The following is a 24042-nucleotide window of genomic DNA, read 5'->3' as shown; positions in this document are numbered from 1 at the left end:
TGATCTTACGCAAACAACGGCCCTAGTTCCGCGCACGCGAAATCGGCTGGTCCGGTACCGGTTGCCTGCGAAACGGGCGAAAGGTGGCTTTTTTCAGCCACAGCCGGAAAGCCTGCCAGACGATCAGTGCAAAGGTTCTCCGGGCGCCGAATGGCCGCCGCAGCAAGGACCACAGAATCACGCGGTTGGTCAGGGGTTGCCGCGGGCCGGTCAGCGTCGCGATCAGCCCACCGTCAGCGCGGCCGTAATCAATCCAGACACCGACCCGATCCGCGCGATAGTCAAAGCGGAACGTATAGCTGCCTTCGATTTTCTGAAACGGTGAAACATGCATCAGCTTGTCCGCCACCACCCTGTCAGTCGGTTCGATGACCGAGAAATCGGGTTTGTGACACAGGTAACTGTGACGGGTGCCATAGGTATTGGTGACCTCGGCCACCACGGCATAAAGGTGATCGCTGTCGTCAAAACAGAACCAAAAACTGACGGGATTGAAAACGTGACCCAAAACGCGCGGTTGCGTCAGCAACTTGAAACGCGCCGGTTGTTGCACCGACATTTCATCAAATCGAACGCGGAGCCACTGGGCCCCTTCCCCGTGACCCGGCTCTCCCCCATGATCGCTGGTGCGCCAGTTCGTGACATTCGCGCGATCAACCGAAAACAGCAAAGGGGTGTCCAGCTCTGCTTCGGGATCCAGCAGGATGTAATCGACCGAGTATCGGAATGCGTTTTCAATCGCACCCTTGCGCCCGTGATAGGTATGACCCGCGATATGGTCTATTTTCTGCGTCATCCGCTGCTTTCTGGCCTTCCCGTAAATGCCTTGAACTACACTGATTTCCTTCAGATGCTGGTAATTCCGATACGGCAATTTGCACAATTTGGATCATAATGTCCCGATAAAGTGATCCGGCTTGGGGAACGCGCCGTAATGAGGTTATGTTTACCGAGATCGATACCGTGACCTTGGACGAACCTGCGGCTGAACCGGCCGCCCTTCAGCCTCGGCGCGAAAAGAAACGCATCAAGGGTAGACGGGTGAACGGAAGTAACGGCAGGCGCGAGACCAGAACCGAATGGGTGGATCACGTCAGGCGCATCCGCGACGCGCAGGATCAGGCGGCATTTGCCGAGCTGTTCCAGCACTTCGCGCCACGAATCAAGGCGTTCCTGATGAAGTCAGGATCAGACGCCACGATGGCCGAGGAGTGTGCGCAGGAGGTGATGGCGACCTTGTGGCACAAAGCCCATCTGTTCGACCCGACGCGGGCAACAGTGGCTACTTGGGTATTCACGATTGCTCGGAACAAGCGCATTGACGTTCTGCGAAAGCAACGCCGCCCCGAACCCGAAGAATTGTGGTGGGGTCCCGAGGCCGAGCCTGAGCAGGACGATGTCATCGCGCTGCAACAAGAAACCGCGCAGCTTCGCACCGCTTTGACAGCGTTGCCAGACGCGCAGAGAGAGCTGATCGAAAAGGCGTATTTCGGTGATCTGAGTCATCGGGAAATTGCGTCTCAGACCGGGTTGCCCCTGGGAACGATCAAATCACGAATCAGGCTGGCGCTGGACCGCTTGCGTCATGCGATGAACTGAGATGAGTACGATGAGTAAATCGATCAAACATCACCTGACAGATGACCTGCTGATGGCATATGCCGCAGGCAGTCTGCCCGAGGCATTCGACCTGATGGTCGCGACGCATCTGTCGCTGTGTGACCATTGCCGTGCGCGGGCGGAAAGTTACGACGCCGTGGGTGGGCATGTTCTGGAGGAACAGACTGAATCCATCGCCATGAGTGACAAATCTCTGGCCGCGACTATGGCATTGATCTCCAAAGGTGCGCCAGCAGCTAAACCGGCGCGTCCGAACTGCTCGGTATTGCCGGCCCCGTTGCAGGATTATGTCGGCGGTACGGTTTCAGATATCCGATGGAAACCGATCGGCATGGGTGTGAAACAGGCCATTCTTCCGACCACAAGCGAGGCCTCGGCCCGGTTGCTGTTCATTCCAGCCGGAACGGCTGTACCAGATCATAGCCACAACGGTATAGAATTGACGATGGTGCTTCAGGGCGCATTCTCGGACGAAGTGGATCGCTTCGCCCGTGGCGACGTCGAGATCGCGGACGAGGATTTGGAACACACGCCTGTGGCGGACATTTCGGAAGATTGCATTTGTCTGGCGGTTACGGATGCACCGTTGAAATTCACCAAGTTGATGCCACGCCTGTTCCAACCCTTCCTGCGCATCTAATGTTGCCCGCGAGGGCCGCGTACGGCGTGTTTTGAAAGGAATGATTATGTTCGCAAGACTTGCTGTGTGCGTCCTTATCGTTGCAATCGCGCCCGTCGCATCGGCCCAAATGTCGGCCGAGGTTCAGTTTCAGCCCGGCAATTTTGGCACCATGGTCAGCGGGACCATCTCAGGAGATGAGTACTTCGACTATTCGCTGGGCGCCAAAGCCGGACAGGAGATGTTTGCCGATCTTCAGGTCAGCGACACCAATGGTAATGGTGTGATCTATTTCAACATCCTGCCGCCGGGCAGCGACGGTGTGGCGATTTATAACGGATCGATTGACGGCAATACGGCTCGGATCACCCTGCCCGACGATGGAGACTATACGATCCGCGTCTATCTGATGGGCAATGACAGGGATACCGGAAAAACCGTGGGGTACAATCTGGACCTGTCCATCCAGTAGATTTCAACCTTCGTGCCGAGCAAGGGGCACAACGCCGTTTTCGGCCTTGGTCTCGATTTCTTCAAAGTCGAAATTGTCCAAACGCTGCGCACGTCGGCCAGCCTTTTCGGCGCTGATCTTGATTTCCGAGATATCCTTGGCCGCCTGCCCGAAATGACGATCCAGGTTCGAGACGCGATCACCCAGGCGGTCCACATCCTTGTGCAGCAACCCCAACTCTTTGCGGATCGCTCCGGCCTGTTCGCGCATACGCGCGTCTTTCAGGATAGCCCGCATGGTATTCAACGTGGCCATGCATGTCGTCGGGGACACGATCCAGACCCGCGCGGCGAACCCTTCACGCACGACGTCGGGCAGACGCGCGTGCAGCTCGGCGTAAATCGCCTCGGAAGGTACGAACATCAAGGCGCCGTCCGCAGTTTCCCCGTCCAGGATGTACTTTTCGGAAATCGCCTTGATATGCACTTTCACCGCAGCGCCGAAGGCCCGCAGGCATCTCTCGACATCCGCCTTCGTCTGCGCAGCGGCCAGCGCCTCGAAATCCTCCAACGGGAACTTTGCGTCGATCACGATCGGTCCCGGCGGGTTCGGCAAGTGAATCAGGCAATCCGCCCGCCTGCCATTCGACAACGTGGCTTGCAATGAATAACTGTCAGCGGGCAGCGCCTTGGACACGATATCGTTCAGTTGGATTTCACCGAACATCCCGCGCCTTTGCTTGTTTGACAGGATATCCTGCAAAGACAGCACATCGCCTGACAGTTTGGTGATATTGTCCTGTGCCTTGTCGATGGCGGCCAGACGTTCCTGCAATTGGGTCAGCGAGGTCGCAGTCTGTTTCGACGAGCCATGCAACGTTTCTTTCATCCGTTCCTGCATCTCGGCCAGCGCACGCGCCGATTTCATCGCATTATCCGCCAGCCGGTCATTCATCTGTTGCTGGACTGAAGCCAAACGCGCCTCGACCGTCTGAATCACCTGCATCTGCGCGTTGGCCTGAGTGTCCGAGACATGCTGAAGACCGCCGCGCAACTGTTCCTGCCCCTGGCCCAGTTGCTGAACATGCTGACCCAGATGCGCCATCTGCCGCGCCAGAGGTTCCGCCATCCGGGCCGAGCGGTTGGCCGCCCGCAACGACAGAAACAGCAGCAGCAGAATCAACGCCACCACGCCACCACCGACCAGTATGACAGGGTCATTCAATGCATATTGGGTGCCTGCAATCTCGATCATCATAACTCGCGTGTTCTTGTTTTATTCTTCATAGCCCCGCCGGGCCGCAGGATCAACTGCGCCCGAACAGGCGTTCGATGTCGCTGAGTTTCAGTTCCACATAGGTGGGCCGCCCATGGTTGCATTGGCCGGAATGCGGTGTCGCCTCCATCTCGCGCAGCAGGGCATTCATCTCTTCGGCGCGCATCCGACGACCGGATCGGATCGACCCATGGCAGGCCACCCGGCTGAGGATCGCCTCGATCCTTGCCTGCACCATCTGGCTTTCACCCTGATCGGCAAGTTCATCCAGGATGTCGAGGATCATGGCGCGTGCATCGACTTCACCCAGAATGGCGGGGGTTTCGCGTACGGCAATGGCGCTTCCGCCGAAGGGCTCGATGGTCAGGCCAAGGCGCGTCAAGTCATCTGCGACGGCCATCAGGCGGGCGCAATCCCCGTCGGACAATTCCACGATTTCCGGAATCAGCAGGGCCTGCGCCGCGACGCCATTCTCGGCCATCTGCGTTTTCAGCTTCTCATAAACCAGCCGTTCATGTGCAGCATGTTGATCTACGATCACCATGCCATCGGCGGTCTGGGCAATGATGTAATTCTCGTGCACCTGTCCGCGGGCTGCACCAAGCGGCAGATCCTGCGCCTGAGGCTGCTCCTGCACCTCGGCGACCTGCGCAACCGGGGTCGGCTCGACAATGCTGCCGCTGTAGTCGTTGGCCAGCTCGGCAAAACCCGGAGCCTGCGCGCGATACGCCGCCGTGCGCGCGGTAGGTGACGGGCGATCCATCTGGTAAACCCGCGCCGGAGCAGGCTGTGCGGGTTCCGGCCGCATCGCGCCCAGCGTCGCATTCGCCACGGTTGAGGATGCCCTGTGCCCGGCTTCCGCCAATGCATGGCGCAGACTGGACACGATCAGCCCCCGCGCGACACCGGGATCCCGGAACCGAACCTCGGATTTCGCGGGGTGGACGTTCACGTCAACCAGCGTGGGGTCGCAGTCGATGAACAATGCCGCAGCCGGGTGGCGGTCGCGGCTCAGGAAATCGAAATAGGCCGCCCGCAGCGCGCCGGTCAGCATCTTGTCGCGCACGGGGCGTCCATTGACGAAAAGATACTGTGCCACGGCAGCCCCCCGCGAGTAGGTCGGCAGGGCGGCATAGCCGTACAGCCGGATGCCATCACGCAAGGCATCAATCTGCAAAGCGTTTTCTGCGAATTCGCGCCCGATCACGCGGGCCAGTCGGGCGTGGAGCGCATCAAACAGATCTCCGTTCTCGCGATCCGCACGGAAGGTCACGCGACCCTCGCCGCCGCCGGATACATCCCGCAGGGCGAATGTCACGGAAGGTTCGGCCATGGCCAGCCGTTTCACAATATCGGTGATCGCCTGCCCCTCGGCCCGATCCGTGCGCATGAATTTCAGGCGGGCCGGTGTGGCGTAGAACAGATCGCGTAGTTCGACCACAGTCCCCGCGCGCAGGGCGGCGGGTTTGACCGCATCCATCTTGCCGCCCGCGACGTGCACCTGCGCCGCATCCGCGCCGGGAACACGGCTGGTTATGGTAAGACGCCCAACAGCACCCAAGGAAGGCAGCGCCTCGCCCCGAAAGCCGAAAGTGTGGATGTTCAGCAGGTCCGAACCGTCAATCTTTGACGTGGCATGGCGGGACAGCGCCAGCGGCAGATCTTCCGCCGCGATACCGCAGCCATCATCCGTGACCCGGATCAGGGTCTTGCCGCCATCCGCGATATCGATGGCGATCCGCGTGGCCCCGGCATCGATTGCATTCTCGACCAGTTCCTTGACCGCCGACGCCGGTCGTTCCACCACCTCACCAGCCGCGATGCGGTTGATTGCGGCATCGTCGAGCTGCCTAATTACGGGGCGTTTTTCGCCGATATTGGGGTTTGCCTGCGCCATACCCCTACACCTAGCATAGTCGCGCACGATTCTGCCACCGGTTTGAATCGCACATTCTAAAGGAGAGGGGGCGCCCGGGTATCCGCGAACGAGAACTCATTCAGGATCACCCGGACGTGCCAAGTGAGTGGTGTGTTTCAGCTAATTTATGAGATCGCATGTATCACGCACCTGTCGGAAAATCTGCTTAAGATTCTCAGGCTCAGTTTCTTGGCAGAGATTGGCCGATGACGTGTGGGCATGTGTGGCGGGAAAATGCCTGATCAGGCAGATATGCGCGCGCCGATCCTGCCCCGGCAGGGTCCGAACATCGCTGCCGCCGCAAGAATCAGGCCTGACATCGTGGCGATCATACCCGCCGCGCTGACGGCATCCGCGCCGCCCAGCCACAGCGGCCCATAACCTGCCAGCACATAGCCCGACACCGCCGAGGCGATGGCGAACACAACGCTCCAGGCAATCTGCGCTTCCAGCCGGTTGGTCAACATCCGCGCCGCGGCGGGCGGGCAGATGAACATGGCGATCACGATGATCGAGCCCACCGCGTCGAAGGCCGCCACCGCCGCAATTGCCGCGGTGATGACCAATGCCATGCCCAGAACGCCGGTGCGAATGCCAATGGTCCGGGCAAAGCCTTCGTCGAAGGTAGAGATCTTCAGCGGCCGCCAGAACAGCCAGGTGAACAAAGATACACCGGCCAGTGTCAGCGCTATGCGGGGTAATTCCGGGGGCAACCCGGACAGCGCCTCTGTGTCCAGCAAGGACGACCATCCGGTGGCGTCCAGCCAGATCAGGCTTTCGAGATTGCCGTAAAGCGCATGTTCCACATCCAGATGCACCGTCGACGTATCCGTCTGCTCAAGCAGCAGGACGCCCGCGGCGAACATGGTGGTAAAGACCACGCCCATGGCGGCCCCGGGTTCGATCTGACCCAATCGGCGAATGGCTTCGATCAGCACCACGGCCACAACGGCAGCGCCCGCCGCGCCCAGCATCATGGGCCAGGTCGATATCGCCCCGGTGATCAGAAATGCCACGACGATTCCCGGCAGCACCACATGGCTGATCGCGTCTCCGATCAATGCCTGTTTGCGCAACACCAGAAAATTACCCGGCAACGCGCAGGCAATGGCCGCGAATGTACCGATCAGCAACGGTGTCAGAGACAGGGGGACAAATTCTTCACCACTCATAACGCCACCCCCATTGGCCCGCCGATGCGACGGTCTATCTCGGCGATCTGATCGCGGGTCAGGACGGTTTCGATGTCCCGCAACCCGTCATAAAGCGCAGCCGTTGCCTCATGCGCCTGATCTGCGCGCACGATTTCCCAGCGCTTTTCGTCCCGCAACGCCTTGGCCGCGCGGGCTTTGCCGATGTCGGTCGCGACGCCGTCCGCGCGCACCAGCCCAGCGCGGCGCAGCAAGCGCAGGGTCAGGGGCTCGTAGATCTTTTGCCCCTGCGCCAAGGCCAAGAGACCCTGACGAATATGCACCCGACGTTGAAAGCGCAAATGGCGCAGCACCGCCGCCAAAACGCCACGTATCGGCGCCAGAAACAAAGACACGACAAAAAAGGCAAAGCTGACCAGAACGATAATCGGCCCCGTCGGAAGGTTTGGCGCCGAGGCCGAAATGGCCGCGCCAATGTACCCCGCCAACCCGCCGGCCGATCCCGCAAGCAGAACCACATGGTCCGAGCGTTCGGACCAGAACCGCGCGGTCACGGCGGGAATGATCAGCAAAGCCACGATCAGAATCAGACCCACGATTTTCAGGCCAACCACGGTCACGGCCATGACCAAACCCATCATGGCCAGATCAATCCTGTGCACCGGCAAACCGCGGGCCGCAGCATATTCAGGATCGAAGGCCACAAGAATCATCGGGCGACGAATGATCATGACCAGCAGCAGCGTCGCAGCGCCGCCGACCGCAATGATCATCGCATCAGCCCAGAGCATCCCGGCAGTGGACCCCAAAAGGAAGCCTTCCAGCCCGGCCTGACGGCCTACGCCCATCGTCTGTATGACCGTCAGCAACACGATGCCAAAGCCGAAGAAGACCGACAGGACTGCTCCGATGGCGGCATCTTCGGCCAAACGCGTGTGACGCGTCAGCCAGTTCATGCAGAGAAGGCCGATCCAGGCCGAGACGGCCGATCCTGCCAACAGGCCCAGCAGGTTGCGCCCGTCTCCTCCGAGTGCGACCAATACCATGAAAGCCAGACAGACGCCCGGCAGGGTTGCGTGGCTGATTGCGTCACTGACCAAGGCGCGCTTGCGCAGAAACAGAAACGTCCCCGTCACACCGGCTGAAACACCCAGCAAGGTTGCACCGATGGCGACCAGCGTGGCGTTGTAGCCAAGTTGCAGGGTCAAAGCATCCCAAAGCATGCGTTACCCCAGCGCGCGCGATATCTGATCGATCTGCGCGGTTGCCAGTCGACCGCCATATGCTGATTGCAACGTTTCCGCCGTGAAGGCCTCGGCCACTGGTCCCTCGGCCACCTTGCGGGTGTTGATCAGGAAGGCATGGTCGAAATAATCGGTCACGGTCGCAAGGTCGTGATGCACTACGACAACCGTCTTGCCCGCCTCTTTCAGGGATTTCAGAACCGAGATGATGGCTTTCTCGGTGGCGGCATCGACGCCTGCAAAAGGTTCGTCCAGAAGATACAGATCCGCGCCCTGCGCCAGCGCGCGCGCCAGAAAGACACGTTGCTGCTGCCCGCCGGACAGCTGCCCGATCTGGCGATCCGCGAAATCCCGCATTCCCACGCGGTGCAAACAATCCATCGCGCACGCCTTGTGGCGGGCACGCACACGGCCCAGCAAGCCAAGTTCGCGCGACAGGCCCATCAGAACCACGTCGATGACGCGCGTTGGAAAATCCCAATCCACGCTGGCGCGCTGAGGTACATAGGCAATGCGTGCGCGCTGCGTGTCCAATGGCTGGCCAAACACGGTTACCTGACCTGACAGGGGGGAAACGATACCAAGCGCCGCCTTGAGCAATGTGGATTTCCCGGCCCCGTTCGGTCCGATGATCGCGGTCATCGCCCCGGGCTGTACGGTCATGTCGACTGAAAACACCGCAGGTTTCTGCCCGTAAGAGACCGTCAGGCCGCGCAGGGCAAGGGGGCTGTCGAGCAACCCCCTGTCACCAACGGTCATACCTTCATTGCTGACCAGACCCAGCATCGATCAAAACCCCGCCGACAGTTTTCCGTCCATTCCACGATCTGGCACATCACCACCCAAAGCACTGGCAATGACCGTAATGTTATGATCCAGCATACCAACATAAGTGCCTTCATAGGTTCCTTCTTCACCCATGGCATCCGAGAACAGTTCGCCCCCCACGTGCACCTCATGTCCCTTTGCAGCCGCGCCCTCGATCAGCGCGCGGATTGACCGATCCGAGACCGAGCTTTCGACGAAAACAGCCGTGATCTTGCGGTCAACCAGCAGATCGACCAATTCGCCTATCCGGTTCAGGCCCGCCTCGGACTGGGTCGAGATGCCCTGAATTCCCAGAACCTCGAACCCGAAGCTTTCACCAAAATACCCAAAGGCATCATGGGCTGTGACAAGAACCTTGTTGTTGTCCGGAACGGACGCCAGAGCTTTGTCTGCATAGTCTGTCAGACGATCGATATCCGCCAGGTGTGCCTGCGCATTCGCTGCAAAAACCTCGGCCGCTTCAGGACGTACCTCGGTGAGGGCTGCCTGCACTTCAAGCACCACGTCCCGCCACAACTCGGGCGTCATCCAAACATGCGGGTCATATTTGTCGGCATAATCGTCATGTGCGCGCAGCTTCGACTTGTCGATACCTTCGGCAACTGCAACCACGGTCCGCTTGCGTTCAAGGTCATGGAAGAAATCCTCCATCTGCGCTTCGAGGTACAAACCATGCCACAGGATCAGATCCGCACGGGTCATCGCAACGATATCGCTGCGGGTCTGGCGATAGGCATGCGGGTCGACGCCCGGCCCCATCAGCCCCCTGACGTCAACATGATCTCCACCGACCTGACGTGCCGCGTCGGCAATCATGCCCGTCGTGGCCACCACCTTGAGGGGTGCATCGGCCCAGGCCGTGACTGGCAGGGATACCGCCAGCGCCAATACTGCAAGAAAATTCCGGCGAATCATCTTCGACCTCAGCTTTTGCTTCCTGTGTGAGCTGAATATGAGAACCATTCGCAAGTAAGTCAACGCTAATGCGAATTATTCGCAAGAAAGCCGTCGCATTTTGTCCATTTGGTCAAAAATTATCCAAACATTGCCCGCCTGCATCTTCCATTCCCCGGTCTCCCGTGCGATTTTGTCGCAAACCTCCCAAAGGACGTGACAATGGATACGCAGAGCTCAGAAAGCCCCGTGCGCACCGCGCATCTGCCGCAAGTGACCGAAGCCCGGAATCCCGGCATGGATCTGGATCTGGACTGGGTGCGCGCCGTTCTGGCCAATACCTCGGCTATCGAGCGCCGCGCCGCGACCCTGCCGGGCCGCCGGTCGGTCAAAAAGGAATATCAGGCAGCCTGGCTGCTGAAGGCGATCACCATGATCGACCTGACCACGCTGTCGGGCGATGACACCGAAGGCCGCGTGCGCCGCCTGTGCGCCAAGGCCCGCCAGCCGGTGTCGCCCGCCCTGCTGAAGGCGCTGGACATGCCGCCGATCACCACCGGGGCGGTCTGTGTCTATCACGACATGATCGAAACGGCGGTGGAGGCGCTGAAAGGCACCGGGATTCCGGTCGCGGCCGTGTCCACCGGCTTTCCGGCGGGCCTGTCGCCCTTTCACCTGCGCGTGGCCGAGATCGAGGAAAGCGTGAAGGCCGGGGCCGAAGAAATCGATATCGTGATCTCGCGCCGCCATGTGCTGAAAGGCGACTGGCAGGCGCTGTATGACGAGATGAAGGCGTTCCGTGCGGCCTGCGGCGAGGCGCATGTGAAGGCGATCCTCGCCACGGGCGAGTTGGGCAGCCTGCGCAACGTGGCGCGCGCTTCGCTGGTCTGCATGATGGCGGGGGCCGATTTCATCAAGACCTCGACCGGCAAGGAAAGCGTCAACGCCACCCTGCCCGTGTCGCTGGTGATGATCCGCGCCATCCGCGACTACTACGAGCGCACCGGCCATCGCGTGGGCTACAAGCCCGCGGGCGGGATCTCCAAGGCCAAGGACGCGCTGGTCTACCTGTCGCTGATCAAGGACGAGCTGGGCGACCGCTGGCTGCAACCCGACCTGTTCCGGTTCGGCGCTTCGTCGCTGCTGGGTGATATCGAGCGGCAGTTGGAACATTTCGTCACCGGGGCATACTCGGCCGGCTACCGGCACCCGATGGGCTGAGGACAGGAACAATGACAGTCAAAGAGATTTTCGAGACTATGGAATACGGACCCGCCCCGGAAAGCGCCGCCGAGGCCCTGGCATGGCTGGTCGATCAGGGCGACACGTTTGGCCATTTCATCGACGGGGCCTTCACCAAGCCGGGCAAGGGGTTTGAAAGCCGCAACCCGGCCACGGGCGAGGTTCTGGCCAAGCTGACCCAAGCCACACAGGCCGATGTGGACGCCGCCGTTGCCGCCGCCCGCAAGGCCCAGCCCAAATGGGAAAAGCTGGGCGGCCCCGCCCGCGCCCGATACCTCTATGCCATCGCGCGGCTGATCCAGAAACACGCCCGCCTGTTCGCGGTGCTCGAGACGCTGGACAACGGCAAGCCGATCCGGGAATCGCGCGACATCGACATTCCGCTGGTGCAGCGGCATTTCTACTATCACGCGGGCATGGCCCAGCTGATGGAAACCGAGCTGCCCGACGCACAGGCGCTGGGGGTCTGCGGCCAGATCATCCCGTGGAACTTCCCGCTGCTGATGCTGGCGTGGAAGGTGGCCCCGGCGCTGGCCATGGGCAACACGGTGGTTCTGAAGCCCGCCGAATACACCTCGCTGACGGCGCTGCTGTTTGCCGATATCTGCATGCAGGCCGGTCTGCCCAAGGGCGTGGTCAACATCGTCACCGGCGACGGTGCCGTGGGTGAGATGATCGTGGCCTCGGACGTGCACAAGATCGCCTTTACCGGCTCGACCGTAGTGGGCCGCCGCATCCGCGAAGCCACCGCCGGGTCTGGCAAGGCCCTGACGCTCGAGCTGGGCGGCAAGTCGCCCTATATCGTCTTTGATGACGCCGACATCGATTCAGCCATCGAAGGTCTGGTCGATGCGATCTGGTTCAACCAGGGCCAGGTCTGCTGCGCGGGCTCGCGCCTGTTGGTGCAGGAAGGCATCGCCGAACGGTTCTATGCCAAGCTGCGCGCCCGCATGGACACGCTGCGCATCGGCAACCCGCTGGACAAATGCATCGACGTAGGTGCCGTGGTGGATCCGGTTCAGTTGCAGACGATCACTTCCATGGTCGACAGCAATACGGTGGGTCATGTGCATCAGGCTGCCTGCGAATTGCCCGCAAATGGCTGCTACTACCCCCCGACGCTGATCACCGGGCTCGAAACCTCGGACCAGTTGATGCAAGAGGAGATATTCGGCCCGGTTCTGGTCTCGTCGACCTTCCGCACCCCGGCCGAGGCCGTCGAACTGGCCAACAACACCCGCTATGGGCTGGCGGCCACGGTCTGGACCGAAAACGTCAACCTTGCGCTGGACATCGCGCCCAAGCTGGTCGCGGGAGTGGTCTGGGTCAATGCCACCAACCTGTTCGACGCGGCCGCGGGCTTTGGCGGCGTGCGCGAAAGCGGTTTTGGCCGCGAAGGCGGCTGGGAAGGGCTGAGCGCCTATACCAAGCCCAAGGGCAAGGCGAAGCCGCTGGCGAAAATCGAACCTGTCGCGGGCGAAGGCGCTCCGGTCGATCCGATCGACCGCACCGCCAAGCTGTATGTCGGCGGCAAGCAGGCAAGGCCCGATGGCGGCTATTCCCGCGCGGTCTGGGGCAAGGCGGGGCTGCTGGGCCATGTGGGTCTCGCCAACCGCAAGGACGTGCGCAACGCGGTCGAGGCCGCGGCGGGGGCCAAGGGCTGGTCCAAGACCACCGGCCATCTGCGGGCGCAGATCCTGTACTATATCGGCGAGAACCTCTCGGCCCGTTCCGACGAGTTCGCGCATCGCATCGACGCGATGACCGGCCGCAAGGACGGCGCGAAAGAGGTCGACGCCGCAATCCAGCGCCTGTTCACCGCCGCCGCCTGGGCCGACAAGTATGACGGCCAGGTGCATGGCGTTCCGATCCGGGGCGTGGCGATTGCGATGAAGGAACCGGTGGGCGTGATCGGCGCGCTTTGCGCGGATGAGGCGCCGCTGCTGGGTCTGGTCTCGGCCATGGCGCCGGCGATCGCGATGGGCAACCGGACAGTTCTGGTGGCGTCCGAGCCCTATCCGCTGGCGGCCACCGATTTCTATCAGGTGCTGGACACCTCGGACGTGCCCGCAGGCGTGGTCAACATCCTGACCGGCAGCCACGCGGAACTGGCCAAACCGCTGGCCTCGCACCTGAACGTGGACGCGGTCTGGTCGTTCTCATCGACGGACCTGTCGGCGCAGATCGAGGTCGTCTCGGCCGGGAACCTGAAACGGACCTGGGTGAATAACGCGACGGCATTCGATTGGGGCATGGACCATTCCCGCCGCTTCCTTCAGGCTTCGACCGAAGTGAAAAACATCTGGGTGCCCTACGGCGAGTAGGGCTCCCCTTCAAGGGAGGCCTACATGGATTTTTCGGGAAAAACCGTCATCGTCATCGGTGGCACCAGTGGCATCAACCGGGGCATCGCCGAGGCCTTCGCGGCCTCGGGCGCGAAACTGGCCGTGGCCAGCCGCTCGCAGGACAAGGTGGATGACACCGTCGCTGCGCTGAAGGCGGCAGGCGCGGCCGAGGCGATCGGCGCGGCCTTTGACGTGCGCGACGCCGATGCGGTCGCCGAGGGGCTGAAACAGTTCCAAGCGGCGCTCGGCGATTTCGACGTGCTGGTTTCGGGGGCGGCGGGCAACTTCCCGGCGCTGATGGCCGAGATGTCGGCCAACGCCTTCCGCACCGTTGTCGAAATCGACCTGATGGGCACCGTGCATGTTCTGAAAGGCGCCTATCCCTATCTGAAACGGCCCGGCGGCAACATCATCAACATCTCGGCCCCGCAATCCTATCTGCCCTACGAGGGCCAGGCCCATGTCTGTGCCGCCAAGGCGGGCGTCGATCAGATCACCCGTACCCTGTCGATGGAATGGGGTGTGGAAGGCATCCGGGTGAACTCGGTGGTGCCGGGCTTCATCGAGGGCACCGAAGGCGCGAAACGGCTGGCCCCCACCCCCGACGCGGGCGAGCAGCTGCGCAGGGACGTGCCGCTGGGCCGCTGGGGTACGCCGCAAGACGTGGCCAATGCCTGCCTGTTTCTGGCCTCGGACATGGCCAGCTATATCAGCGGTACGGTTCTGGCAGTGGACGGGGCGTTGTATCAGCGCGGCTCGGGCCAGTTCGGCCAGATGATGGGAGACATGCTGCGCAGCATGAAAAAGGGGTAAGCCGCAGCTTACCCCAAAAGGTTCAGTTCGTTGTTTCCAGGCCCACCGGCTTGCCAACGACGACAAAGTGCAGACCGTCCGGGTCAAGCAGTTCGGCAGCAACGCGGTTCACATCTTCCAATGTCACCGCGTTCACCTTGTCATTGCGGGTGGCGATATAGTCAATCGGCAGGCCTTCCATCTGCATTCCGACCATGATCGAGGCAATCTGACCATTGCCATCGAACCGCAGCGGATAGGCGCCGGTCAGATAGGTCTTGGCGTCGTCAAGTTCCTCTTGCGTCACACCCTCGGTGGCCGCGCGCGCCCATTCATCGCGAATTACGTCGATGGCTTCGGCGATACGGTCATTGGCCGAGGACACGGACCCAAGATAGACCGAAGCCAGATCCTTGGGCACCAAATAGGTCCCGACCCCATAGGTCAGGCCACGCTTTTCGCGCACCTCCTGCATCAGCCGGCTCTCAAACCCGCCGCCGCCAAGAATATGGTTCAGAACAAAGGCCGCAAAGAAATCCGGGTCATCCCGATCAATCCCGGCCTGACCGAACAAGGCCACGGACTGAGGTGTGTCGAATTCGACAACGCTGACGCCGCCGGGAATGTTCACCTCGGCCTTGCCCGGGATGGGCTTGCCGGTGTCCGGCAAGTCGCCAAGCAGGGTATCAAGCAGGATACCCAGCTCCTCTGCCGTGATATCGCCGACGGCCCCCACGTACAGACGATCCTTGGCGAACACGCCTTCGTAAGCCGCGACCACGTCATCGCGGGTCAGGGCCGAGACACTTTCGATGGTGCCTTTCCCTTCGGATCCATAGGGGTGATCGCCGTAGGCCATCTGCGCAAAGGTGAGGCCTGCGATTTCGTTCGGGTCAGTCTGGTCCGAGCGCAGGCCCGACAGAACCTGCGCGCGCACCCGGTCAACCGCATCCTGATCAAAACGCGGTTCGTGGATCGTCGTGCGCAGCAAATCGACCACTTCATCCCGGTTTTCAGACAGGAAACGCGCGGAAATCGAAACTGAATCGTCGCCGGCATTGTATCGGAACGAAGCCGCCAGAGCCTCCAGCTCGCGGGCATAGGTCCGCGCATCCAGGTCGCCCGCGCCTTCTTCGATCAGCCCGCTCATCAAGTTGACCGCGCCGCGTTTGTCGGGGTCGTCCAGTGACGTACCACCACGGAAGCGTAACTCCAGCGCGGTGAATGGGATGGAATGGTCCTCGACCAGCCAGGCTTTGATGCCGCCGGGCGAGGTCACTTCTTCGATCTCGATCTCGGCCAAAGCCGGCAGGGCGACCAGGCAGGCAATCAGCGTTGCAACAAACCGTTTCATTGCGTCACCTCGTCATCGCGCATCAGCCAGCCGGTGACCGACGCCTCGGGTTGCAGAACTTCGCGGGCCGCGGCGATGATCTCATCCCCGGTCACGGCCTGAAGGATCTCGGGCCAGGCCTGTACATCTTCGACCGACAGGCCGCTGGTCAGGGCCCGGCCATATCGGTTACCGATGCCGTCCACGTTGTCGCGCGCATAGGTCTGGGCGGCGCGCAGCTGCATCTTGATGCGCTCAAGATCGTCTTCGTTCACACCTTCGGCGATGAAGTCGGCCACGGCCTGGTCCATGGCGTCTTCGGCCTCTTGCAGGGAAACACCCTCGGCCGGAACGACGATCAGATCAAAGGTCGTGTCATCCAACGAAACACCGCGATAGAACGCACCTGCATAGACGGCCTTTCGCTGATCAAACTGCAACTTTTCGTTCAGGTAAGACGTCGTGCTGCCGCCCAGCAACTCGGCCAGCAGAAACAGAGCCGCCGCTTTTTCCTGTTCGCCCGGATCGCGTTCCGGGGCCAGATAGCTGCGCTGAACGTAAGGCTGGGCGACGCGCGGGTCCTTGAAGGTCAGGCGACGTTCGGCCGTTTGCGGCGGCTCTTGGGACCGAACCCGCTCGGGCAGGTCCGGGTTGGCGGGAATCACACCGTAATACTGATCGGCAAGCGCGCGGACTTCAGCGGGATCGACATCACCTGTGACCACCAGAATGGCGTTGTTGGGCGCATAATGGGTCTGGTAGAACGACAGCGCGTCCTCCATGTCCAGATCCTCCATCTCGTGCATCCAGCCGATGATCGGCACGCCGTAGCGGTGGTTCAGATACTGGGCCGCACTCATCTGTTCGCCGAACAGGGCGCGCGGGTTGTTTTCGGTGCGCTGGTTGCGTTCCTCGAGAATCACGTCCCGTTCGGTCAGAATGTCCTCTTCGCTCAGCCGAAGGTTCCGCATCCGGTCGGATTCCATCCGCATCATCAGCTCTAGCCTGTCGGCGGCGACACGCTGAAAATAGGCTGTATAGTCATACGAAGTGAAGGCGTTGTCGTTACCTCCATTGGCAGCGACGGTGGCAGAGAACTCTCCCGGGGCCAGCGTGTCGGTGCCTTTGAACAGCAGGTGTTCCAGGAAATGCGCCACGCCGGATGATCCGATCGGCTCATCAGCGGATCCGGCCCGGTACCAGACCATATGCTGCACGACTGGGGCACGGTGGTCTTCGACCACGACGACATCCATGCCGTTGTCCAATGTGAATGTGGTAACCGCTTCTTTCCCATCCTCGGCGAATACCGGGGCGGCAGCGATCAGGGCAGCCGACAAGGCCAGGGCCCGAACCATAGGGCATCCTCCGTTTCGTTTCTGGTATTCAAACTACGGTGACGCGGCCCGGGTTCAAGCCCGATGACGGAAAGTTAAGAATTATTCACCCGGCGGCGAAGAAGGAGTTTCGATGCCGGCCCGACGGGCGGCTTCTGTTTCCGCGAACGGATCGATCGATTGTTTTTCGTAAACTTGCCCATAGCGGTCGACCGGGAACAGACGCAGGCCGGTCCAGCGCCCCCGGCGTTTGCGGAACGCGGCGTCATCAGCCTCGACCACCTGCCGCGCATCGGGGGAAACACCATAGCGGCTGGAGGCCGTGACAAGCGCTGCATCCGAGGATGGCACAGCCGCGTTCGGGTTCAGCGCAGCAGCATTGCCGCCCAGCGCAGCCACCGCATCGGCATTTGGGTTCGGATCCGTCAGATTCGCGCCACCCGGCGTGGGTGCAGGCAAGAAAGCATAGTCCTGAGGTTGGGTCAGCGGCTTGACCGGCAGCACCGAAAACTCATCCGGCCCCGGGCCCGGAGCCTCCAGATCCCGCAGACCGGGATTCGAACACGCCGCAACCGCAGCGGCAACAATCAAAACAAATAGGGCGCGCGGCATCCGCATTGGTGTCTCCAGCCTGTTTCAGGCGCTTTTATCGCATATCATTCCGCGCGTCACGAGGCCTTTTTGCCGTCAAACAGCACCAGCCCGATGGCTCCTGCAAATATGAAGACATCTGCGAGGTTGAAAACAAACGGATTGTTGATGCCGCAACAGGACATGTTCAGGAAATCCAGAACAAAGCCGTAAAGAACCCGATCCACCACATTCGCCAGCGCACCGCCGATCAGCAGGCCGCCACAAAACAGCATCAGACCCGAATGGGCTGCACGGCCGAGCCAGACAAGCACGCAGACACAGATCGCCACGGAAATACCGATCAGAATCCAGCGCGCAGCCTCCGAATTTCCTTGGAAGAGGCCGAAATTGATGCCCCGGTTCTCGCCGTATTTGAACACCAGCAGCGGCGGCACAACATCAATACCGCCGGGCTGATCGGCCACGCGCATGACATGAACGACCAGATATTTGCTGATCTGGTCGATCGCAAAGGCGGTCAGCGCCGCCCAGAGAAGCAGGCTTGACCGCATCAGTGACGGAAATGGCGCATGCCGGTGAAGACCATGGCCAGGCCGGCCTCATCCGCAGCGGCGATGACTTCGTCATCCCGCATGGACCCACCTGGTTGGATCACACAGGTTGCGCCTGCCTCGGCCGCTTCCATCAGGCCGTCAGGGAAGGGGAAAAACGCGTCCGACGCAACGGCCGAACCGATGGTCAGCGGTTGGGCCAAGCCCAGCGCATCAGCCATGCGTTCGGCTTTCTTAGCGGCGATCAGGGCCGAGTCCACACGGCTCATCTGGCCCGCGCCGACGCCCACCGTGGCACCGTCTTTGACATAGACGATGGCGTTGGACTTGACGTGCTTTGCCACTTTCCAGGCAAACAAAAGGTCACGCATCTGTTCGTCGGTCGGGGCCTTCTTGGTCACGACTTTCAGATCATCCAAGCCGACAAAGCCGTTATCCTTGTCCTGCACCAGCAACCCGCCGGCCACCTGACGCACGGTTTTCCCACCGGCGGTCACATCCGGCAGAGCTTCGGTTGTCAGCAGGCGCAGGTTTTTCTTGGCGGCAAAGACTGCCTTGGCCTCATCCGATGCGCCCGGAGCGATCACGACTTCGGTGAAAATCCCGGTGATCTCCTGCGCGGTTTCGGCGTCCAGGGGCTGATTCAACGCCACGATCCCGCCAAAGGCCGAGGTGCGGTCGCAGTCGAAGGCAGCCTTGTAGGCCTGAAGCAGGGTTGCACCCTTGGCCACACCGCAGGGGTTGGCGTGCTTGATGATGGCACAGGCGGCGCCCTCGGTGGGGTCAAACTCGGCCACCAGTTCAAAGGCCGCATCCGTGTCATTGATGTTGTTGTAACTCAGTTCCTTGCCCTGATGCTGGATCGCGGTCGCCACACCGGGCCGATTGGTGCCGTCGGTGTAGAACGCAGCCTGCTGATGGCTGTTCTCGCCATAGCGCAAGGTCTGTTTCAATTCACCGGCAAAGGCGCGGCGCCTCGGGGCTTCAAGCTCCAGCGCATCGGCCAGCCAGTTGGACACTGCCGTGTCATAGGCAGCCGTACGGGCATAGGCTTTCTGCGCCAGCTTGCGGCGGAATTTCGGACAGGTCGCGCCGTCGTGCTGATCCATATCGCCTAGCAGTTTTTCGTAGTCTTCAACGTCCACGACCACGTTTACGAACGCATGGTTCTTGGCCGCCGCGCGGATCATCGCCGGACCACCGATGTCGATATTCTCGACGCACTCATCGTAACCTGCGCCTTTGGCCACGGTTGCTTCAAACGGATACAGGTTCACAACCAGCAGATCGATTGCATCGATGCCGTGTTCGCTCATGGCTACGACATGGGTGTCGTTGTCGCGCAGGGCCAGCAGCCCGCCGTGCACCATCGGGTGCAGGGTCTTGACCCGGCCATCCATCATCTCGGGGAAGCCGGTGATCTCGCTGACATCCTTCACCACAAGCCCTGCATCGCGCAGCGCCTTGGCCGTGCCGCCGGTCGACAGCAGTTCGACCCCGCGCTCGGCCAGCGCCTTGCCCAGCTCGATCAGCCCGGTTTTGTCGGATACGGAAAGCAACGCGCGGCGCACGGGGTGAAGATCGGTCATGGGTCCAAAGGTCCTTTTGGCGTCAGTCTAACTCGGGCTCGTCCCGATGCGTATCGCGCACGGCATAGGCTGTGTCCTGTGCCTTGCTCAGAGTCCACCGGGTGCGCGTCGCATACTCCATTGCGCGCCCGGATAGAACGATCTGTTTTGTCGCGCGTGGCTTCAAACGCCCTTTTTCAAGGTAAACGCTTGGCTCGACGGACAATTTTCCAACGCCGTCATGGCGGAAAACCCAGATTTCACCGCTTTTGAGCGCCATCGATACCGCCGCACCGCCCAAATCCAGCGCCGCATCGACATCCGGATGCAGGTGAAACCGGATGTCATAGCCAATGCCTTTGAGGCCCGAAGCGTCCATCGCCTTGTCAAATTGACGCTTTGCCTTGTCGGTCGCCGTCAGCAGAATATCCTCGACCGTCAGCTCGCGCCCGTCAAATCGCAACTCAAAGGTCCGCGCATGGGTCAGACCAAAGACCTTTGCGTATCCATCGTGCCCCGCCATAAAGCGGATCCCCTCGAACGCATCCTCGAAATCAACGGGCACCTCCTGTGGTGCGTCCACCAGCGCCTGCGCTTCACGCCCCGGCACCGGGTTGGCCAGCCGGGCGCTTGAGAACCCATCCAGGCAAAGCGTCGAGTGCGACGGCGTCGCCCGTCCTGCGCGGCGCCATTCCAGCCCGAAACTGGCCCCCGACCCGCAATTCACGATCAGCGGCCGCCGCCCCGAGGTCAACTCGAACGCCAGAGTAGAGGCATGCGCATTGTAAGAGGCCGCCCCCGACGGCGGTATGCTGGCATCCACGATCACCGTGGTGCGTGCAGCCGACAGACGGGCATAGCCCATCGGCAATTCGGTGGCCGCCTTGTGTTTGACGCCGCTTTGGGCAAGGGCCTGTTCCAGTCGCCCCTCGACACCGCGCCCGCCACCATGAAACCGCGCCAAGGCCCCATCCGCGTGGCGCAGGCTGCGCAAGGTCGGCGCGATCCGTTTGATCGCATTGGCCTGGGCGGCAGGCGTCCCGCGACCAAGATCATTCAGCGCCGCCGAAGTCCAGCTGAGCAGCGTGAACACCTCGAGCAATTCTTCCGGATTGCGGGTTGGAATTCCGCCCTGCGCATCCACCTGACGGTCGCATTCCCCGGCCAGGGCGCGCAGGGCCGGGTCGGCCATCCGCTCCAGACCCTCCAGCGCCAGCCCGGCCTGTACCAGTCCGGCCAGCGCCTCGAACCGGGGCAGTCCCGGGGTCGCGGCATGCCAGCGCTTGGACAGGAACCATGTTTGCTGGGCCAACGAGCGGAAAAACAGTTTGCTTTGTTTTTCATCCGCCCCTCGCAGCAGAAAAAGCGCGTGGTTGATCCAGCGCATCACCCGACGTCCGGTCAGATCAGGCGCCCAGCCGGGCCCTTGCCCGCGGCCATGAGATTCAATCCATCCCCAGACCCAGCGCTGCGCCTTTTCCCGCGCACGCATGTCTCCGACCGCGGCCAGATCATCCAGCCACGCAAAGCCGTGACGTTCTTCGTCAAAGCCGGCGCTGGGGGCGGTGACGTCCCAAAGCCCGGTATCTTCGGCCTCGACCAGATAGCCGGCGAACAACAGATTTCCGGCAACCAGTTGCCGGCCACGTGCGAACGAACCCACCGAGCGCGGATCCGGTTGCGCAACAAACCCTGTGACCGCCTTTTGCCGTTGGCTCAGGTGCGCATAGAAACGGTTCTGAAACCGCATCCACCGACTGGCCATGGTGTCTGATTTCGACATGACGCGTGTTACTCTGCCCCTTGCGCTCTGCTGGCGCTTGAGACCCAACGATAGACCGCGCCGATCGTCAAGTCATCGAAAAGCGTGCGTTCAGACGGATTTGGTCAGACACGCGACATAGAACCCGTCCATACCACCCCGATCCGGCCAATAATCCGGTCGCAATCGCAAGCCGCCTTCCTCGGTGATCCAATCCGTTTCGACACCGGGTACGTTCAGCGCGTCGCGATCCACGCTCATGTCCGAATACATGTCCAGCGCCTCTTCCACCTGAACTTCCCCCTCGTCCGGCAGCAGGGAACAGGTGCAATAGACCAGGCGCCCACCGGGTTTGAGCAAGCCCCACGCATGGGACAACATGCGCGACTGGAGCTCGATCAGGCCGCCGAATTCCGAACCGTCCTTGGCAAACGGCAAGTCAGGATGTCTGCGAATCGTACCCGTGGCCGAGCACGGCGCGTCCAGCAGGATCGCGTCGTACCGGTCTTCGTGTTCCAGCGCATCACCCACGATGACCTTCGCCCTGAGGCCGGTCCTTGCAAGGTTTTCGCGCACCCGTTCCATCCGTGAGTCCGATACGTCAAGTGCCGTGACATCGGCCCCTGCGGCCGCAAGCTGCATCGTTTTCCCACCCGGCGCCGCACACAGATCCAGCACTTTCTGGCCCGCCTTCGGGGCCAGAACGCGAACCGGCAATGCGGCCGCCGCATCCTGCACCCACCAGTCTCCGTCCTTGTACCCCGGCAGGGTCGAGACCTGACCCGCATCGTGCAACCGCACCGACCCGGTCGGAAGGATCTCGCCTGAAGGGCCTTCCGCCCCGGGTTTCAAGGTAAGGTCCAGTGGCGCACCCGCGAAATGTGCCTGCTCGATTCCGGTAACGGCATCCGTGCCCCACGCTGCGATCAGCGGTTCACGCAACCAGTCCGGCAAACGCGGAACGCGCATCTTCGGCCAAGCCTCGGGGCCTTCTGCCGCAACCTTGCGCAGAACGGCATTCACCAACCCCTTGAGGCGACCATGCTTGCGCGAACGGCTGACGATCTCGACCATGGAATTGACGACGCCATGGGCGGCTTCGCCGTTGCAAAGTTCGACCGCACCCAGTCTCAGCGCGTTGTGGACCGTCAGAGCGGGTGTTCGGTTCAGGTGGTTGGCCAGCAGGCGGTCGGCCCGTTCCAGCCCACGCAGTGTTTCCAACGCCAGTCGCTGGGCACGCGCGCGATCCTCGGGTTCCAAGCGATCCACTGCGCCCGCCGCCAGACACTCGGCCAGCAGGCGACCTTCGCCCAGAACCTGATCCAGAAGATAGATTGCGCTGCGCCGTGCTGCTGTCGCGCTGTTAGACATGGTACCGCCTTCATGTGACCTGCGTCCGCATTGCCAATGGCGGACGCGGGCGTATATCAAGACTGCGCAAGGAAAGGAACCCGATGTAATGAGTGACGACCGCAAAGACTTGCCCCCCGCCGCCCAGCGCGCTCTGGCAGAAGCGGAAGAACGCCGCCGCAAAGCCAAAGCCCAGGCCCGGGAATTGCCGAAAGAGCTGGGTGGCCGGGACGGACCGGACCCGGCCCGTTACGGTGACTGGGAAAAGAAGGGCATCGCCATCGATTTCTGAACGGTCAACCACGCAGCGCCTTGAGGAAATCCTCGATCAGGGCACGCTGTTTTCTGGACTTCGCCCGGTCTTCAGGCCAGGTCAGCCAGTACCCGTCTTTGGTGTGTAATTCGGGTAAATCCAGCCGCCGCAACCGCCCCTCGTGCAGGTCGGCAAGGGCCAAGGGAACCGATCCCAAAACCACACCCATGCCGCGCCGCGCAGCCGAAATCGCATGTTCCATCGAATCAAAGCTGATTTTTGATTGCGGCAGGTCCTGCTGGCCGTTTTTCTGGCTCCACTCTCTCCAGCCGGGTCGTTCTCCGCGCAGATCGATCAATGGAGCGCCCCAGTCGACACCCGGCGGCGCCATGGGGGCAAGGATCTCAGGCGCGATCAGGGCGGCATCACGCCCGGCCCAGATGCCCCGACCATATCGGATTTGCAGCCAGGTTCGTTCTTCGTCCAAAGACGACCGGCGCGCGACCGAGTCGGTCATCACCCGAACCCCTGGCTGCATCTCGTGAAACCGGGTCAGCGCCGGCAATACCAGTGCGTGGATGTTCGACGACAAGCCGGCCACGCGCAGCTCACGCGGGGATTTTCCAAACAGGTCCTCGGTATTGCGCTCCAGCGCGCGAAGGCTGTCCTGCACCAAAGGCAGATAGCTTTCACCTTCGACCGTCAGTGACACGCCCCGCGCCTCGCGCACGAACAAGGATCGGCCCAGCCAGGCTTCGAGGTTGCCGATCCGCTGGCTGACAGCGGCCTGCGTCAGCCCGAACTCCTTGGCTGCTGCCGAGAACCCACCAAGACGCCCGGCGGCCTCGAACACGCGCAGCCAGTCCAGTGGCGGTAGCCCGATCCTTTTCTTAGCCATTAGATTTTCCAAGCCTC

The 24042-nt window shown here is 61.6% G+C and carries 22 protein-coding genes; 7 read left to right on the top strand and 15 right to left on the bottom strand.

Annotation, left to right across the window (positions count from 1 at the left end):
* Positions 1–22 precede the first annotated feature (22 nt).
* Positions 23–796: a DUF1365 domain-containing protein gene (locus GOW09_RS08165; protein WP_171117235.1), complete on the bottom strand. Its 774-nt coding sequence runs from the start codon at positions 794–796 to the stop codon at positions 23–25.
* 146 nt (positions 797–942) lie between these two features.
* On the opposite strand from GOW09_RS08165, the gene GOW09_RS08160 reads away from it, so the two are divergent.
* From GOW09_RS08160 to GOW09_RS08150, 3 genes are read left to right on the top strand one after another with little or no spacing between them, the layout of a single operon-like run.
* Complete coding sequence (locus tag GOW09_RS08160; RefSeq protein ID WP_152459351.1) at positions 943–1599, top strand: sigma-70 family RNA polymerase sigma factor; 657 nt, start codon at positions 943–945, stop codon at positions 1597–1599.
* A 10-nt stretch (positions 1600–1609) separates the two neighbouring features.
* Entirely contained in the window at positions 1610–2260 is a 651-nt protein-coding gene (locus tag GOW09_RS08155; protein WP_152459352.1) for a ChrR family anti-sigma-E factor, read from the top strand.
* A gap of 46 nt (positions 2261–2306) precedes the next feature.
* Positions 2307–2711 carry a hypothetical protein gene (locus tag GOW09_RS08150; protein WP_171117233.1) on the top strand — a complete coding sequence of 135 codons (405 nt, stop codon included), beginning with the start codon at positions 2307–2309 and terminating at the stop codon, positions 2709–2711.
* 3 nt (positions 2712–2714) lie between these two features.
* Here the strand turns inward: GOW09_RS08150 and GOW09_RS08145 are convergent, their stop codons facing one another.
* The 6 genes from GOW09_RS08145 to GOW09_RS08120 form a co-directional block, all read right to left on the bottom strand.
* A complete protein-coding gene (locus GOW09_RS08145) occupies positions 2715–3944 on the bottom strand; it encodes a DNA recombination protein RmuC (protein ID WP_171117231.1) in 1230 nt (409 codons plus the stop codon).
* Positions 3945–3996: 52 nt separating this feature from the next.
* A complete protein-coding gene (mutL, locus tag GOW09_RS08140) occupies positions 3997–5862 on the bottom strand; it encodes a DNA mismatch repair endonuclease MutL (RefSeq protein WP_171117229.1) in 1866 nt (621 codons plus the stop codon).
* Between the two features lie 263 nt (positions 5863–6125).
* Entirely contained in the window at positions 6126–7055 is a 930-nt protein-coding gene (locus tag GOW09_RS08135) for a metal ABC transporter permease (RefSeq protein ID WP_171117227.1), read from the bottom strand.
* A complete protein-coding gene (locus GOW09_RS08130) occupies positions 7052–8257 on the bottom strand; it encodes a metal ABC transporter permease (RefSeq protein ID WP_171117225.1) in 1206 nt (401 codons plus the stop codon). The genes GOW09_RS08135 and GOW09_RS08130 overlap by 4 nt, the downstream gene beginning before the upstream one ends.
* Positions 8258–8260: 3 nt before the next feature.
* Complete coding sequence (locus GOW09_RS08125) at positions 8261–9064, bottom strand: metal ABC transporter ATP-binding protein (protein ID WP_171117223.1); 804 nt, start codon at positions 9062–9064, stop codon at positions 8261–8263.
* Between the two features lie 3 nt (positions 9065–9067).
* Positions 9068–10021 carry a metal ABC transporter solute-binding protein, Zn/Mn family gene (locus tag GOW09_RS08120; RefSeq protein ID WP_171117221.1) on the bottom strand — a complete coding sequence of 318 codons (954 nt, stop codon included), beginning with the start codon at positions 10019–10021 and terminating at the stop codon, positions 9068–9070.
* A gap of 201 nt (positions 10022–10222) precedes the next feature.
* Here GOW09_RS08120 and deoC point away from each other — a divergent pair, with 201 nt between their 5' ends.
* From deoC to GOW09_RS08105, 3 genes are read left to right on the top strand one after another with little or no spacing between them, the layout of a single operon-like run.
* The gene (gene deoC, locus GOW09_RS08115; RefSeq protein ID WP_171117219.1) at positions 10223–11221 is read left to right on the top strand and encodes a deoxyribose-phosphate aldolase; all 999 of its coding nucleotides are present in this window, start codon (positions 10223–10225) and stop codon (positions 11219–11221) included.
* 11 nt (positions 11222–11232) lie between these two features.
* Positions 11233–13566: an aldehyde dehydrogenase family protein gene (locus GOW09_RS08110; RefSeq protein ID WP_171117217.1), complete on the top strand. Its 2334-nt coding sequence runs from the start codon at positions 11233–11235 to the stop codon at positions 13564–13566.
* Between the two features lie 24 nt (positions 13567–13590).
* Positions 13591–14400 (top strand): SDR family oxidoreductase, encoded by an 810-nt coding sequence (locus tag GOW09_RS08105; protein WP_171117215.1) that lies wholly within the window; start codon positions 13591–13593, stop codon positions 14398–14400.
* Between the two features lie 22 nt (positions 14401–14422).
* On the opposite strand, the gene GOW09_RS08100 is transcribed toward GOW09_RS08105, so the two are convergent.
* The 7 genes from GOW09_RS08100 to GOW09_RS08070 form a co-directional block, all read right to left on the bottom strand.
* The gene (locus GOW09_RS08100; protein ID WP_171117212.1) at positions 14423–15733 is read right to left on the bottom strand and encodes a pitrilysin family protein; all 1311 of its coding nucleotides are present in this window, start codon (positions 15731–15733) and stop codon (positions 14423–14425) included.
* Positions 15730–17070 (bottom strand): pitrilysin family protein, encoded by a 1341-nt coding sequence (locus GOW09_RS08095; protein WP_171117210.1) that lies wholly within the window; start codon positions 17068–17070, stop codon positions 15730–15732. The genes GOW09_RS08100 and GOW09_RS08095 overlap by 4 nt, the downstream gene beginning before the upstream one ends.
* A gap of 81 nt (positions 17071–17151) precedes the next feature.
* Positions 17152–17667, bottom strand: a complete 516-nt coding sequence (locus tag GOW09_RS08090; RefSeq protein WP_171117208.1) for a DUF3035 domain-containing protein — start codon at positions 17665–17667, stop codon at positions 17152–17154.
* A gap of 50 nt (positions 17668–17717) precedes the next feature.
* On the bottom strand, positions 17718–18194 hold the full coding sequence (lspA, locus tag GOW09_RS08085) for a signal peptidase II (protein WP_171117206.1): 477 nt from the start codon (positions 18192–18194) through the stop codon (positions 17718–17720).
* Positions 18194–19783: a bifunctional phosphoribosylaminoimidazolecarboxamide formyltransferase/IMP cyclohydrolase gene (purH, locus tag GOW09_RS08080; RefSeq protein ID WP_171117204.1), complete on the bottom strand. Its 1590-nt coding sequence runs from the start codon at positions 19781–19783 to the stop codon at positions 18194–18196. The genes lspA and purH overlap by 1 nt, the downstream gene beginning before the upstream one ends.
* A gap of 22 nt (positions 19784–19805) precedes the next feature.
* Positions 19806–21545, bottom strand: a complete 1740-nt coding sequence (locus tag GOW09_RS08075) for a heparinase II/III family protein (protein WP_171117202.1) — start codon at positions 21543–21545, stop codon at positions 19806–19808.
* A gap of 90 nt (positions 21546–21635) precedes the next feature.
* The gene (locus GOW09_RS08070; protein ID WP_171117200.1) at positions 21636–22895 is read right to left on the bottom strand and encodes an RsmB/NOP family class I SAM-dependent RNA methyltransferase; all 1260 of its coding nucleotides are present in this window, start codon (positions 22893–22895) and stop codon (positions 21636–21638) included.
* Positions 22896–22983: 88 nt separating this feature from the next.
* Between GOW09_RS08070 and GOW09_RS08065 the strand changes: the two genes are divergently transcribed.
* Complete coding sequence (locus GOW09_RS08065) at positions 22984–23166, top strand: DUF1674 domain-containing protein (protein WP_171117198.1); 183 nt, start codon at positions 22984–22986, stop codon at positions 23164–23166.
* A 4-nt stretch (positions 23167–23170) separates the two neighbouring features.
* Here GOW09_RS08065 and GOW09_RS08060 read toward each other — a convergent pair whose 3' ends face one another.
* A complete protein-coding gene (locus tag GOW09_RS08060; protein ID WP_171117196.1) occupies positions 23171–24025 on the bottom strand; it encodes a LysR family transcriptional regulator in 855 nt (284 codons plus the stop codon).
* Between the last annotated feature and the right edge of the window lie 17 nt (positions 24026–24042).

Origin of the sequence: Ruegeria sp. HKCCA5463 (assembly GCF_013034175.1) — a bacterium.
Lineage (GTDB): Bacteria > Pseudomonadota > Alphaproteobacteria > Rhodobacterales > Rhodobacteraceae > Ruegeria.
The sequence above is the reverse complement of the archived record's forward strand: the minus strand, read 5'-3'. Positions and strand labels throughout refer to the sequence as shown.